Source organism: Pseudomonas sp. Nvir, from assembly GCF_963778085.1.
GTDB lineage: Bacteria > Pseudomonadota > Gammaproteobacteria > Pseudomonadales > Pseudomonadaceae > Aquipseudomonas > Aquipseudomonas juntendi.
In genome coordinates this window covers 5,070,251-5,082,842 of record NZ_OY970405.1, presented here as the reverse complement: position 1 = coordinate 5,082,842, position 12,592 = coordinate 5,070,251, and the positions used below count along the sequence as shown (strand labels likewise).

The 12,592-nt window shown below is 59.2% G+C and carries 16 protein-coding genes and 1 pseudogene; 16 read left to right on the top strand and 1 reads right to left on the bottom strand.

The annotated features are described in order from the left end of the window. The first annotated feature begins 16 nt into the window (after positions 1 to 16). The 13 genes and pseudogenes from AACG97_RS24380 to AACG97_RS24320 form a co-directional block, all read left to right on the top strand. Positions 17 to 1,966 (top strand): phage major capsid protein, encoded by a 1,950-nt coding sequence (locus tag AACG97_RS24380; RefSeq protein WP_197886381.1) that lies wholly within the window; start codon positions 17 to 19, stop codon positions 1,964 to 1,966. A gap of 48 nt (positions 1,967 to 2,014) precedes the next feature. Further along, positions 2,015 to 2,239, top strand: coding sequence for a hypothetical protein (locus AACG97_RS24375; RefSeq protein ID WP_232109536.1), 225 nt, complete (start codon positions 2,015 to 2,017; stop codon positions 2,237 to 2,239). Between the two features lie 14 nt (positions 2,240 to 2,253). After that, on the top strand, positions 2,254 to 3,621 hold the full coding sequence (locus AACG97_RS24370; protein ID WP_197886380.1) for a phage portal protein: 1,368 nt from the start codon (positions 2,254 to 2,256) through the stop codon (positions 3,619 to 3,621). Next, positions 3,608 to 4,552 carry a phage portal protein gene (locus AACG97_RS24365; protein ID WP_232555188.1) on the top strand — a complete coding sequence of 315 codons (945 nt, stop codon included), beginning with the start codon at positions 3,608 to 3,610 and terminating at the stop codon, positions 4,550 to 4,552. The genes AACG97_RS24370 and AACG97_RS24365 overlap by 14 nt, the downstream gene beginning before the upstream one ends. Continuing rightward, complete coding sequence (locus AACG97_RS24360) at positions 4,549 to 4,872, top strand: head-tail connector protein (RefSeq protein ID WP_197886378.1); 324 nt, start codon at positions 4,549 to 4,551, stop codon at positions 4,870 to 4,872. Before AACG97_RS24365 ends, AACG97_RS24360 begins: the two co-directional genes overlap by 4 nt. 2 nt (positions 4,873 to 4,874) lie before the next feature. Next, on the top strand, positions 4,875 to 5,213 hold the full coding sequence (locus tag AACG97_RS24355) for a phage head closure protein (protein WP_197886385.1): 339 nt from the start codon (positions 4,875 to 4,877) through the stop codon (positions 5,211 to 5,213). Continuing rightward, a complete protein-coding gene (locus AACG97_RS24350; RefSeq protein ID WP_197886377.1) occupies positions 5,206 to 5,691 on the top strand; it encodes an HK97-gp10 family putative phage morphogenesis protein in 486 nt (161 codons plus the stop codon). The genes AACG97_RS24355 and AACG97_RS24350 overlap by 8 nt, the downstream gene beginning before the upstream one ends. Next, positions 5,688 to 6,056 carry a DUF3168 domain-containing protein gene (locus AACG97_RS24345; RefSeq protein WP_197886376.1) on the top strand — a complete coding sequence of 123 codons (369 nt, stop codon included), beginning with the start codon at positions 5,688 to 5,690 and terminating at the stop codon, positions 6,054 to 6,056. The genes AACG97_RS24350 and AACG97_RS24345 overlap by 4 nt, the downstream gene beginning before the upstream one ends. Before the next feature lie 62 nt (positions 6,057 to 6,118). Further along, a complete protein-coding gene (locus AACG97_RS24340) occupies positions 6,119 to 6,619 on the top strand; it encodes a phage tail tube protein (RefSeq protein ID WP_197886375.1) in 501 nt (166 codons plus the stop codon). Next, positions 6,616 to 7,086 (top strand): phage tail assembly chaperone family protein, TAC, encoded by a 471-nt coding sequence (locus AACG97_RS24335; RefSeq protein WP_197886374.1) that lies wholly within the window; start codon positions 6,616 to 6,618, stop codon positions 7,084 to 7,086. The genes AACG97_RS24340 and AACG97_RS24335 overlap by 4 nt, the downstream gene beginning before the upstream one ends. Next, entirely contained in the window at positions 7,020 to 7,310 is a 291-nt protein-coding gene (locus tag AACG97_RS28170; protein ID WP_445261814.1) for a phage tail assembly protein T, read from the top strand. The genes AACG97_RS24335 and AACG97_RS28170 overlap by 67 nt, the downstream gene beginning before the upstream one ends. 109 nt (positions 7,311 to 7,419) lie before the next feature. Continuing rightward, a complete protein-coding gene (locus tag AACG97_RS24325) occupies positions 7,420 to 7,734 on the top strand; it encodes a superinfection immunity protein (RefSeq protein WP_232109534.1) in 315 nt (104 codons plus the stop codon). Between the two features lie 57 nt (positions 7,735 to 7,791). Beyond that, positions 7,792 to 8,451 (top strand): annotated as a pseudogene (locus AACG97_RS24320) (tail tape measure protein); the annotation flags it as partial. 141 nt (positions 8,452 to 8,592) lie between these two features. Here the strand turns inward: AACG97_RS24320 and AACG97_RS24315 are convergent. After that, the gene (locus tag AACG97_RS24315) at positions 8,593 to 9,573 is read right to left on the bottom strand and encodes an IS5-like element ISPa41 family transposase (protein WP_004576175.1); all 981 of its coding nucleotides are present in this window, start codon (positions 9,571 to 9,573) and stop codon (positions 8,593 to 8,595) included. Between the two features lie 92 nt (positions 9,574 to 9,665). Here AACG97_RS24315 and AACG97_RS24310 point away from each other — a divergent pair, with 92 nt between their 5' ends. Genes AACG97_RS24310 through AACG97_RS24300 form a run of 3 tightly spaced genes read left to right on the top strand, consistent with a single transcriptional unit; the run spans position 9,666 to position 12,589 of the window. Continuing rightward, positions 9,666 to 11,399, top strand: coding sequence for a phage tail tape measure C-terminal domain-containing protein (locus tag AACG97_RS24310; protein WP_232554938.1), 1,734 nt, complete (start codon positions 9,666 to 9,668; stop codon positions 11,397 to 11,399). Positions 11,400 to 11,408: 9 nt separating this feature from the next. Continuing rightward, positions 11,409 to 11,993 (top strand): hypothetical protein, encoded by a 585-nt coding sequence (locus tag AACG97_RS24305; protein WP_064314503.1) that lies wholly within the window; start codon positions 11,409 to 11,411, stop codon positions 11,991 to 11,993. Further along, on the top strand, positions 11,993 to 12,589 hold the full coding sequence (locus tag AACG97_RS24300) for a hypothetical protein (protein WP_064314502.1): 597 nt from the start codon (positions 11,993 to 11,995) through the stop codon (positions 12,587 to 12,589). Before AACG97_RS24305 ends, AACG97_RS24300 begins: the two co-directional genes overlap by 1 nt. The last annotated feature ends 3 nt before the right edge of the window (positions 12,590 to 12,592 follow it).

The following is a 12,592-nucleotide window of genomic DNA, read 5'->3' as shown; positions in this document are numbered from 1 at the left end:
ATTTCTGGGGTACCCAATGAACAGAGCCTACAGCCTCCTTGAGATCAAGGCGGTGGATGATGACGCGCGGGTGATTACCGGTATCGCCACCACCCCCTCGCCTGACCGAATGGATGATGTGGTTGAGCCCAAGGGGGCGCAATTCAAGTTGCCAATCCCTTTTCTGTGGCAGCACAACCATGACCAGCCGGTGGGTCACGTCACAAAGGCGACCGTGACTGACGCCGGCATTGAGGTGAGTGTCGAACTGACCAAGGTCGATGAGCCTGGCGTCCTGAAGGACCGCCTGGACGAAGCTTGGCAGTCGATCAAAGCCAAGCTCGTCCGCGGGCTCTCCATCGGATTCTCGCCGATCGAGTCGGCCAACATCGACGGCAGCTGGGGGCGGCGTTTCCTGAAATGGGAATGGCTGGAGCTTTCCGCCGTGACCGTTCCAGCAAACGCTGGTGCCAGCATCCAAACCATCAAATCCATCGACCGAGAGCTGCGCGCCGCGACAGGCAATAGCGCGCTCCCTGTCGTGCGCATCACCCCTGCCGGCGCTTCGGCACCCATTACAAAATCTGCGAAGCCCGAGGAGGGCGATATGAACATTCAGGAACAAATCAAATCCTTCGAGAGCACCCGGGCCGCGAAGGCTGCTCGCCTCGAAGAAATCATGGCCAAGGCCGCCGAAGAAGGTCGCACCCTGGACGCCTCGGAATCGGAGGAATACGACACCATCGAGGGTGAGCTGAAGTCCATCGACGGCCACCTGGGGCGCCTGCGCGGCCTGGAGAAGTCCATGGCCTCGAATGCCAAGCCGGTGGAGCCTGGTCGCGTGAACAGCGTTTCGAAAGGTCACGAGGTCCGTGACAACGCAGTGATCCGCGTCGAGCGCACTCTGCCGAAGGGTACCTCCTTCACCCGCTATGCCATCGCGCTGGCGCGGTCGAAGGGCAACCTGATGCAGGCGGTAGAGGTCGCCAAGGGCTGGGAGGAATCCACCCCGGAAGTCGTGACCGTACTGAAGGCCGCGGTTGCAGCCGGCACCACTACCGACCCGGCCTGGGCGGCGCCGCTGGTCGAGTACCAGACCATGGCGAGCGAGTTCATCGAACTGCTGCGTCCACAGACCATCATCGGCAAGATCCAGGGCCTGCGCCGCGTGCCCTTCAACATCAAGATGTCGGGTCAGACCTCTGGCTCCAGCGTGAACTGGGTCGGTGAAGGCAAGCCGAAACCGGTTTCCGCCCTGGCATTCGACACTACGACCCTGCGCTTCACCAAGGCTGCGGGCATCGTGGTGCTGACCGATGAGCTGGTGCGCTTCAGCAACCCAAGCGCCGAGGCCCTGGTTCAGGCGGACCTCACTGCATCGATGGCTCAGTTCCTCGACGTGGCCTTCGTTGATCCCGCCATTGCCGAGGTGGCGGAGGTGTCTCCAGCCTCGATCACCCACGGTGTAACGCCGATCGTAGCCAGCGGCACCACTGCAGATGCCCTGAAAGCGGATGTGAAGCGACTGTTCGCTGCCTTCTTGGCGGCCAACATGACCCCGGCCGGCGCGGTTTGGATCATGACCCCAACCATGGCGCTGACCATCGGCATGATGACCAACGCCCTAGGGCAGCTGGAGTTCCCGAACATCGATATGAACGGCGGCACCTTCATGGGGCTGCCGGTGATCGTGTCGGAAAGTGTTCCGGCAAATCCTGGCTCCGGCAACCCGGTAACTGGCGCCGGCCAGCGCCTGATCCTGGCGAAGGCCTCGGAGATCCTGCTCGCCGACGATGGTGGTGTAACCATCGATGTGAGCCGTGAGGCGTCTCTGCAGATGGACAGCGCGCCGACCGTGGGTGCTACCGAGCTGGTCAGCCTCTGGCAGAACAACATGGTCGCCCTGCGCGCCGAACGCTTCATCAACTGGAAACGTCGCCGCTTGCAGGCGGTGGGCTACATCGACTCGGCCAATTACGAGTCTTGATCCACCAGGGCCGGGATAACACCCGGCCCTTTCTGGGAGGAAGTCACCATGAAAATGGTTGCCCTGAAAGAATTTCGTTACGCCGGAAGGCAACTGTTGTCCGGCGACCCTTTCGAGGCGCGTGAGCGCGATGTCAGGCTGCTGGAGGCGATCAAGAACGCTCGGCCTGTAAATCAGCTCGACGACAAGCCCGCCGCAGCTGCCGATGAGCAAAAGGGCTCAGAAACCCCAGCAAAGCGCACCTACAAGCGGCGCGACATGAAAGCTGAATAACCGGTGGAGCCGCGATGAAAATGTTCAATTGGGGGGCTCGGACTGAGCAAAAGGCCTTGCGACCCGCTGACAATCGTGGCGGCTGGCTCGGTGTGATCCGGGAGTCGTTTGCAGGCGCCTGGCAGCAGAACGTGGAGATCGACCAGGATACGGTGTTGGCGTTTTCCACCGTGTTCTCCTGCATCACGCTGATCGCCTCGGATATCGCAAAGCTGCGGGTCAAGTTGGTTCAGCTTACAGAGGATGGGGTGTGGGCGGAGACGACAAGCCCGTCATTTTCCCCGGTGTTGCGAAAGCCGAATCACTTCCAGAACCGCATCCAGTTCTACGAATCGTGGGTGACATCTAAGCTCACGAACGGCAACGCCTATGCGCTCAAGCTGCGCGACGCGCGCGGCGTGGTGATCAAGCTCTACATCCTTGACCCGCGGCGGGTTACGCCGTTGGTTGGCGACGACGGCAGCATCTTCTATGACCTCAAGGCGGACAATCTGTCCACCCTCGAAGAGGGCGTGGTGGTTCCGGCCAGCGAGATCATCCATGACCGCATGAACTGTCTGTTCCATCCGCTAGTTGGCGTCTCCCCAATCTACGCCTGCGGTCTGGCTGCGATGCAAGGCAATGCGATCCAGAACAACTCGGCCAAGTTCTTCCAGAACGGCTCGAAGCCTGGCGGCGTGCTCACGGCTCCAGGTGCTATCAGCGAAGACACCGCCAAGCGCCTCAAGGCACACTGGGACAGCGAGTACACCGGCCAAAGCGCGGGGAAGGTTGCCGTCCTGGGCGACGGATTGAAGTATGAAGGCATGGCCATGTCGGCAGCCGACTCGCAGCTCATAGAGCAGCTTAAGTGGTCAGCCGAAATCGTGTGCTCTGTCTTCCATGTGCCCGGCTATAAAGTCGGTGTTGGGTCGCAACCGACTTACAACAACGCCGAGGTCCTCAACCAGGTGTATTACTCGGACTGTCTTCAATCACTGATTGAGGCGCTCGAACTGTGCCTTGATGAAGGGCTTGAGCTTCCGCCGCAGTACGGTACTGAATTCGATCTTGATGGGCTTCTGCGAATGGATACGGCATCGCTCTACAAGGCCAACAACGAGGCTGTCGGTGGCGGCTGGATGAAGCCTAATGAGGCCCGTCGCCGAGCCGGCCTGCCCAGGGTTGAAGGCGGCGACTCACCGCTGATTCAGCAGCAGAACTACAGCTTGGCGGCGATCGCCCGGCGCGACGCACAAAGCGACCCGTTCGCCACGGAATCACCCGCACCGGTAACGCCTGAGACGGGTGGCCCGGCCGAGCCATCCAACGAAGAATTGGGCGACCAAGCGCGCATGTTTGCACTGCTGGTTGAGAAGGAGTTGAACCTTGAATCTGCGTGAGCTTGAGGCACAAGCAAAGGCACTAGCGCCAGTTCTGAAGGGGCTGGTTGACAAGGCGCTGACCGCATTCCGTCACGGGCTCATGAAAGAGCTGGATGAGCGTGACGCAGGCCTGCGCGGAGAATTCTCCGAAGCTATCGAGGGAATCCCGGCACCTGATGTCGAGGCAATCGCTGTCGAGGCCGCAAAGCTCGTTCCGAAGCCCGAAAACGGCAAGGATGCCGACCCTGAGCTGATCCGACAGTCTGTTGTCGAAGAAGTGGCCAAGCTGCCGACTCCAAATGATGGTGTGTCGGTGACGCTGGAAGATGTCGCCCCGATGCTGCTCGAGGCGGTGAAGGACGCGGTCGGCGCGCTTCCTCCGGCAGAGCCTGGAGCCAGCGTCACGCCAGAAGATCTCCGACCGGTGATTGCCGAAGAGGTGGCCAAGGCAATGCAGGCGCTGGCCCTGCCGAAGGACGGCGACCCAGGTCGTGACGCACTTCAGCTTGAGATCTTGCCGGAAATAGACGCTGAGAAATCCTATGTGCGTGGCACCTACGCCAAGCACCTCGGCGGCCTGTGGCGCTCGTTCGAGCGGACCAGCGGCATGAAGGGCTGGGAGTGCATTGTGGAAGGGGTCGGCGCTGCAGCAGTCGAACAGGCTGGTGATCGAGGCTTCGAACTGGCGCTGGTGCTGTCCAGCGGCGCCGAGGTCCGCAAAAAGCTTGAGCTGCCCGTGATGATCTACCGCGGCGTGTTTTCGGCCGGTGACTACCTGCCCGGTGACACCGTGACGTGGGCCGGCAGCCTGTGGCACTGCGATGAATCGACCTGCGATAAGCCTGGTGAGCCCGGCAGCAAGGGTTGGCGGCTGGCGGTGAAGCGCGGGCGGGACGGCAAGAATGGCACCAACGGCAAGGACCTGACCAAGGGGGTATCGGCATCATGATGTTCATCACCCTGGGGCAGGCAAAGGTTCACCTCCGCGTGGATGACGACGCCGAAGACGATGACATTCGGGATAAGGTGCTCGAGGCGAGCGACCTGGTCAGGGGTTACCTCAAGTCAGCGGCTGACGCCTATCTCGATGCCGATGGCGAGGCAATCCCTGGCAAGGTTCCCTATGCGGTCAAGGCAGCCACCAAGCTCATGCTTGGCTACCTGTACAACCAGCGTGACAACGACCAGGACCGGGAATTCGAGCAAGGCATGCTGCCCAGGCCGGTCACCGCGCTTCTCTATCACCTTCGTGATCCGGCACTGGCATGAGCATTCAAGCAGGCAAGCTGAGGCACCGCATCGAGATCCAACACAAGGTCACACCACGCGACCCTGTGACATTGGAATTCGGTGAGCCAGAGTGGCAGATGTTTGCCAAGGTGTGGGCGCAGGTTTCCCCGCTGTCAGCTCGCGACCTGATTGCTGCTCAGGCCGCACAGTCAGAGGCGACCGCAAGGATCGTGATTCGCTACCGCTCAGGGGTGCTGCCTACCATGCGCATCGTCTATCGGGACGAGGTGTACAGCATTGCTGGTCGTCCTTTGGAAGACCCGAACTCTGGCCGTGAATACCTCACAATCCTCGTGTCAAAGGGGGTGAAGGATGGCTGACGGTGTCGAGTTCTCCATCACTGGCCTGGATAGCCTGCTCGGCAAACTGGATGCCGTCAGCTACGACATTCGCCGCAAGGGTGGACGGGCAGCGCTGAGGAAGGCTGCCCAAGTGGTGGTACAAAAGGCCAAGGCCGGCGCCGAGCGCATTGATGACAAGGCTACTGGCCGCTCGATTGCGGACAACATCGCGCTGCGCTGGAATGGGCGTCTGTTCAAGCGCACTGGCGACCTGGGCTTCCGGATCGGTGTGCTGCACGGCGCGGTGCTCAAGGATGGCGGAGATCTCAGCCCGAACGCACCGACGCCGCACTGGCGCCTGATTGAGTTCGGTACTGAGAAGATGGCCGCAGCACCATTCATGCGCCCGGCGCTGGCCGACAGCATCAGCGAGGTGACCAACACCTTCGTCACCGAGTACGAGAAAGCAATCGACCGCGCAATCAAGCGCGCTGCGAAAAAGGCGGCATCTTCATGACCCCACCGATCGTACAGGCCTGTTTGCAGAGCTCTGCCGTGACGGCGTTGCTCGGCACCGGAACCGCCATGCGCTTCTATTCGTTTGGGGAGGCAGAGCAGGGTGTAGCCAAGCCCTATGCCGTCTGGCAGGTTGTCAGCGGTAGCCCTGAGAACTACTTGGCTGGCCGGCCTGACGCCGACAGCATAACCCTGCAGGTTGATGTGTACGCAGCCACTGGCGAGGCCGCTCGAATGGTGCGTGATGCCATCCGTGACGCGGTCGAGCTAGATGCCTATGTCACTCGCTGGGGTGTCGAGGGGCGAGACCCTGAGACCAAGAACTACCGAGCCAGCTTCGACGTTGATTGGTGGGTTTCCCGCTGAACTGTCGATCTACCCGATGCCCGCCTTGTGCGGGCTTTTTACTTTCTGACTGGAGACAAACCATGTCGATGAACGCTCAGGGCGCCCAGCTCTACGCGCTGCTGCCGCCCGCCAATGGCGGCTCTGGACCGAAGACCGTGATGGAGGTCGAGTGCCTCACCGCATTCAACCCCGGCGGCGCACCTGCTGATCAGATCGATGACACCTGCCTGGCAGACACCGACCGCAAGTACAAAAAAGGCCTGCGCACCCCGGGCCAGGCCACCGCAACGATCCTGGCTGACCCGCGAAACGCCAGCCATGTGCGGATGTTCCAGCTGTCCCAAGACGATAGCGATGAGGACATCCAGTGGGCGCTCGGCTGGTCTGATGGCAAGGATATTGCTCCAACGGTCAACACCGAAGGGGATGACTTCGAACTGCCGCCCACGCGCACCTGGTGCCTGTTTGCCGGTTACGTTGCGGACTTCCCGTTCGACTTCGCCAGCAACGCCTCGGTGAGCACCGCCGCAACCATTCAGCGTTCGGGCAAACTCAACTGGGTCATCAAGGAAAATCCATGAAGCTGACACTTGAAGCGCTCAAGGGCGCCGGTTCGTTCACAGGCCGTCCGGTGGAGAAGGAGGTCAAGTGGCGCCAGAACGGCACTGACTTCACCGCTACCGTCTTTGTGCGCCCCTTGGGTTACCAGACTGCCGTAGGCGATGTGATCTCGGTTGCCAGCAAGCAGGACACCATTGCCGCCCGCATCGCCGCGTCTATCTGCGACGAGCACGGCAACCCGGTGTTCAGCAGCCCGCTGGACATTACCCACGGGCCGCTCGATCCAGTTGAACTGGAGAAAGACTCCGAGAGCACCAAACGCCTCGGCTCTCTCGATGGCTCCCTGTCCGTCGCCTTGCTGCTTGCCATCCAAGAGGTGAACGATCTGGGAAAGACGAAGAGCTCACCGAGCGAGACGAAATCTGGCACGAGCTCGTCCTCTCCGGTGTCGGCGGCTGCACGATCGCGCAGGCCAAAGAAAACCTGAGCCTGCGCGAATTCAGGTCCTGGGTTAAGTTCCGAAAGCGCCGGGGTTCGCTGCATATGGGCATGCGGGTCGAGCGCTCTACGGCCCTGCTGGCCATGATCCTGGCCAACCAAGCCCGCGACCCGAAGAAGCGGCCAGAGCCCTACACCGTCGAGGACTTTGCGCCGCACGACCAGGCCGACAAGTCGATTTCCCTCGAAGATGCCATCGCGTCTTGGGCATAGGCTGAAGATCTTGTTCAGGGCCACCTTCCTGGAGTTGTGGTAGATTCTGCGAATTTACAGGGAGTTCCTGGCAATGGTCCTAGATGCAGGCTCTTTACAGAGCAATGTAATGAAAGTGATGTTGGTGGCGTTGTACTTCCTGCCTATGATCATTGCGTGGTCGCGCGGGCATCACAACAAGGCCCCAATTTTTCTCTTGAATCTGTTTCTTGGGTGGACCGGATTAGGCTGGCTGGCGGCCCTTATCTGGTCAGTGTCGTCTATTAAAAGATCTGGGAAAATTCTAGGCAAGCCCGTGCCAGCTACTCGGGAAAAGCCGGGAGATCCTTATGCGGCGCTTGAGAAGTTGGCCGACTTAAGAGACCGAGGGCATATAACCGCTGATGAGTTTGAGTCCGAGAAAGCAAAAGTTCTTGGTCGGTAGATTTTTGAATAATAACCAGCCCGCCCAGCGCGGGCTTTTTTTTACCTGGAGAAAAAGATGGCCTCAAGATCGTTAGGCACTTTGACTCTAGACGTCATTGCTCAAGTTGGCGGTTTTGTAGCTGGCATGGACAAGGCGGAGCGCAGCTCTGTCAAGTGGCGAAAAGAGGTTGAAAAGAGCGCTAAGGCGGTCGGGACTGCTGTTGGAGCGGGCGTCGCGACAGCAGTTACAGCCTTTACAACGATGATGGTGTCGGCGGTTAATTCGGCGTCTGAGATATCCAACCTTGCGGCAGTTGCAAACGTCAGTGTTACTGACTTTCAGAAAATGGCTGTTGGAGCCAAAACTGTAGGAATCGAGCAAGATAAGCTTGCTGACATTCTCAAGGATGTGAATGACAAAGTTGGCGATTTCCTGAACACCGGCGGCGGTGGGATGGCGGATTTTTTTGAGCAGATCGCTCCCAAGGTTGGCGTCACGGCTGATCAGTTCCGTAACCTCAGCGGAAGCCAGGCTCTTGGGTTGTACGTATCCAGCTTGGAAAAGGCGAAGGTCAGTCAGTCTGATATGACGTTCTATCTTGAGGCAATTGCTAGCGATGCAACGGCGTTGTTGCCATTGCTGAAGAACAACGCCGAAGGCTTCCGGAAATATGGGGATGCCGCTGAAGCAGCTGGCGCCGTAATGGATGAAAAAACCATCCTGGCAGCCAAGCAATTCAGCACAGAGCTAAGGATGCTCCGATCAACTTGTCGTGCAGCCGCGGCAAGTTGCAATTTTCCAGGCACCTACAGCGTTATTGGACGAAAAGTGACCGAAAAATCATGTACGGAGAGCTTTTTCGACCGGTTCTCCGTGTTAAACGCGAACCTCACCCATACCCATGAGCTGTTTTCGAACCCTCCACAGGTTTGCCAGGGCGAACAGCGTGGTCAACTGAGCCGTGTTTTTCATCAGCCCACGAAAACGTACTTTCACGTAACCAAACTGCCGCTTGATCACGCGAAACGGATGCTCGACCTTGGCCCGTGTCTGAGCCTTGCAGAACTCGATCTTGCGCTTGGCTTTGTACAGTACGCTGCGCTGGTTCAGCTTGGAATAGGTGCTGCGACGCGCTGCAATCTGCCAGATCACCCCCCGATTTTCATGCTCTTCGCGCCTTTCGACACCGGTGTAACCGGCATCTGCATACACGGCGTTTTCTTCGCCATGCAGCAGTTCAGCCACCTGCGTGACATCGGCCACATTGGCAGCGGTGCCATGGACGTGATGCACCAGGCCGGACTCGACATCGGCACCGATGTGCGCCTTCATCCCGAAGAAATACTGACCGCCTTTCTTGGTCTGGTGCATCTCGGGATCACGCTTGCCTTCTTTATTTTTGGTCGAGCTGGGGGCATGAATAATGGTGGCATCGACGATGGTGCCTTGGCGCAGCGACAGGCCTTTTTCCTGCAGATAACCATTGATGACCGCAAGGATTGCCGGTGCGAGCTGATGCTTCTCCAGCAAGTGCCGGAAGTTCATGATCGTGGTGTCTTCGGGGATTGGCGCGCTCAGCGTCAGGAGTGCGAACTGGCGCATGGGCGTGATTTCGTAGAGCGCTTCTTCCATGGCCGGGTCGCTCAGGGAGAACCAGTTCTGCAACAGATGGATGCGCAGCATGGTTTCCAGAGGATAGGGTTTTCTACCGCCGCCGGCCTTGGGGTAGAACGGTTCGATCAGCTCCAGCAGGCCTGCCCAGGGCACCACCTGATCCATTTCGGCGAGGAAGCGCTCTCGGCGGGTTTGCTTGCGCTTGCCGGCGTACTCAAAGTCGGAAAAGCTCATCTGGCTCATGGGCGGCTCGGATCAGGTGTTGCGGGGATTCTCGCATAACTGAAGGCTTGTTCGGAGATTCCCTAACAGTTCTGGGAACATACCTCGGCTCGGTGAAAACAGCACTGGCTGCAGAGCTCATGCCTGTGCTGGCACAATTTTCAAAAGACCTGGCCGATACGACTACCAAAGCTGGAGGGCTCCAGGCAAAAGTTAAAGAGCTGGCCGGCGATCTAGTCGAGGCTGTTGCGGTTACAGCGACTCTCGCTGACGGACTAGGAAGAACGTTTAAAGTGGTAGCCGGGGTTATTGCCTCTGGTTTCGCCACAACTATGAGCTACATGCAGCAGATAGGTGCGGCGGGCAGCAAAATCCTCGCAGCGTTCACGTTCGGAGAGACATCTAAAAACTTCAAGAAGGATGCCTCCAAGTTCACCAGTGATGCTGTGGATAACATGAGCACGGCTAACTCGATCGTCATAGATATGATGAAAGAGTTCGACAAGCCATGGGCTGGCGACACAATTCGCCAGTACGTAATTGATGCTAAAAAAGCCGCAGCCGAACTAGGGACGATCACTCCTCCTGGAACGTTCACAGCTACCACTCCGGACCAGCAGGCCGCTGCCAAAGCTGCTGAAGCCGCAGCGAAGAAACTCCAAGGCCAGTTCGATACAGCCGAGGAAGGCTACAAGCGCCAGATCGCCCTGATCAATACCGAGACCGACAAGCGTAGAGAGGCCACTGAGGTGGCCAAGCTCCAGTTCGAATTGGAATCGGGAAACCTACAGGGCTTGAGCGCCAAGCAGCAAGAACGCCTGAAGGGCCTGGCCGCTGAACTGGACCAGCTGAACAAGCTGAAGCAGGCCAAGGAGGATGACAAGGCTGTCGCCGGGTTTGACGCAAGCGTGAAGCGGCAACTGAACATCGATCAGCGCGCCTTGGACGCGCCGTTGCTGAACGCCTACAGCAGTGACGAAATGAAGCAGCGTGTTTTGGATCTGCTGGCGATCGAGCAGGATTACCAAGACCAGCTTGAAGACCTTCGGCAGCGGCATGAGGGTGGTGACGTTTCCGACTCTGCGTACGAGCGAGAGACGGAGATCCTGAAGGACGCCCTCGAAAAGCGCCGCGCTATGCAGGAGCAGTACTACCAGGACCTGGACAGGTTGCAACAGAATGGAACTGCCGGCTTCATCAGCGGCATTGCCAACCAGGCCCAGGCCAGCATGGACCTGTACAGCAACATGCAGAGCGCTGGCGCCCAGGCATTCACCGGGCTGAATGACGCCCTCTACGGCTTTGTCACCACCGGAAAGCTGTCGTTCTCCGACATGGCCGCCACATTCGCCGAAACAGCCCTTCGAATGCTGATTCAGTGGGGAACGGCACAGGTTGCCATGGCGGCGCTCAACGCCTTTACCTCGACGGCGGCGATTCCATTGGTCGGTCCTCTTGCAGCACCGGCTGCAGCAGCGTCCGCCATGGGGGCGGCTGGTAGCTTCATGTCGATGATCAATTCCATTGCCGGTATGGCACACGACGGTATCGACTCGGTCCCCGAGGACGGCACCTGGCTGCTGCAGAAAGGCGAGCGGGTCACCACGGCAGCCACCAGCGCCAAGCTGGACAGGACCTTGGACGAAGTGAACAAGGGCAGCAGAGGGGCTCAGCAGTCCGATGGCGCCCAGCCCGTAGCTATTCATCAGGTCTTCCATGTGAACGGCGATGTGAGCCCTCAGACGGTAGCGATGGTTCAGCAAGGCATGCGCCAGACGGTAACTGCGATCCTCCAAGACGTGAACCGAAATGGCCAGATCATGCAGAGCATCCGCAAGAAAATTTAAGGTGGAACGATGGCGATCGAATGGCCAGCCCAGGTGTGCCCTGCTGAGATGAGCTGGGGCATGGTCTACAACAACCGCGACTTCAGCTCCACGCTGAACAACAGCCAGCAGATCGTGGGTTACCCGGGTTCGTATTGGAAGTGCTCATTGTCGCTGCCACCGCTGACCCGTGATCGTGACCGGATCGTGACTGCGTTCATGGGGCGCCTGCAGGGGCGCTTCGGCACGTTCAAGCTGCCTGCGTTCACGCGCAAGCGGACGGACAATATCGGTGCCCCGGTTGTGCAGACCGGTTCAGCCATGGCCTCAACTATTACCCTGAGTGGATTGCAGGGCAGCCGCCGGGTGTTCAGGCAGGGCGACTACATCACCATTGATGGTGTGATGCACGAGGTGGTTGAGGATGTGGTATCCAGCTCCGGTGGCACGGCTGTATTGCCCCTGAACAGACGGTTGCGCTCTGCCCTGCTAGCTGGCACGGCAGTGGAATACCGAAACCCTTACTCGATCATGCGCCTCACAGAAGACAGCTACACCCTTGCTATCAGGCCCGTGGTGGCCGAGCTCTCCATCGAATGTCGGGAGGCCTTCTAATGGCTGCAGTTTTCCCATTTTCATCCTCAGTGCTGAGCATCATTGCTGCAGGCAACTTCACGCCGGTGTTCGCCTGCGAGCTGGATTTCGCGGATGGCATGGTCAGAGCACACACAGGCACTGGTCAACTGGTCATCAACGGTCACGCGTACGACGGCGTTGGCACCTTCGGCGAAGTGGGCGCGGCCAGCGAAAGCGCTGACTCGGGCTCTTCCCTGTCCATCGATCTGACGCTGAATGGCCTGGACAGCTACATCCTTTCCCAAACCTCGGTGGCTGGCTGTCGAGGCCGGTCGGCCCGCCTGATGTTTGTCGTTTATGACGAGGCCGGGAATTACGCGGCTGATATTCTGTTCAGCGGTCGTATGGACGCCGCCAAACTTTCCTATGGCGGATCGGGCGGGGATAGCACCATCACGGTCACCATTATCGACCGCATGGCCGAGTGGAACCGGATTGGTACTGAGCGCTGGACCGACGAGAACCACCGAGCCCGCCACGACGGTGACCGCTTCTTCTACGCCGTCGCGCAGATGGCGGAATGGCCCATCTACTGGGGCGCCAAGAAAGACGCGCCGTCCTTCACCTACGAGTAAATG

Bases quoted from the DNA above. Each gene is read 5' to 3' on its own strand.
- AACG97_RS24375 (WP_232109536.1), top strand. From the start codon at position 2,015: ATGAAAATGGTTGCCCTGAAAGAATTTCGTTACGCCGGAAGGCAACTG.
- AACG97_RS24325 (WP_232109534.1), top strand. From the start codon at position 7,420: ATGAAAGTGATGTTGGTGGCGTTGTACTTCCTGCCTATGATCATTGCG.
- AACG97_RS24335 (WP_197886374.1), top strand. From the start codon at position 6,616: ATGAAGCTGACACTTGAAGCGCTCAAGGGCGCCGGTTCGTTCACAGGC.
- AACG97_RS24370 (WP_197886380.1), top strand. From the start codon at position 2,254: ATGAAAATGTTCAATTGGGGGGCTCGGACTGAGCAAAAGGCCTTGCGA.
- AACG97_RS24350 (WP_197886377.1), top strand. From the start codon at position 5,206: ATGGCTGACGGTGTCGAGTTCTCCATCACTGGCCTGGATAGCCTGCTC.
- AACG97_RS24345 (WP_197886376.1), top strand. From the start codon at position 5,688: ATGACCCCACCGATCGTACAGGCCTGTTTGCAGAGCTCTGCCGTGACG.
- AACG97_RS24340 (WP_197886375.1), top strand. From the start codon at position 6,119: ATGTCGATGAACGCTCAGGGCGCCCAGCTCTACGCGCTGCTGCCGCCC.
- AACG97_RS24305 (WP_064314503.1), top strand. From the start codon at position 11,409: ATGGCGATCGAATGGCCAGCCCAGGTGTGCCCTGCTGAGATGAGCTGG.
- AACG97_RS24380 (WP_197886381.1), top strand. From the start codon at position 17: ATGAACAGAGCCTACAGCCTCCTTGAGATCAAGGCGGTGGATGATGAC.
- AACG97_RS24360 (WP_197886378.1), top strand. From the start codon at position 4,549: ATGATGTTCATCACCCTGGGGCAGGCAAAGGTTCACCTCCGCGTGGAT.
- AACG97_RS24300 (WP_064314502.1), top strand. From the start codon at position 11,993: ATGGCTGCAGTTTTCCCATTTTCATCCTCAGTGCTGAGCATCATTGCT.
- AACG97_RS24315 (WP_004576175.1), bottom strand. From the start codon at position 9,573: ATGAGCCAGATGAGCTTTTCCGACTTTGAGTACGCCGGCAAGCGCAAG.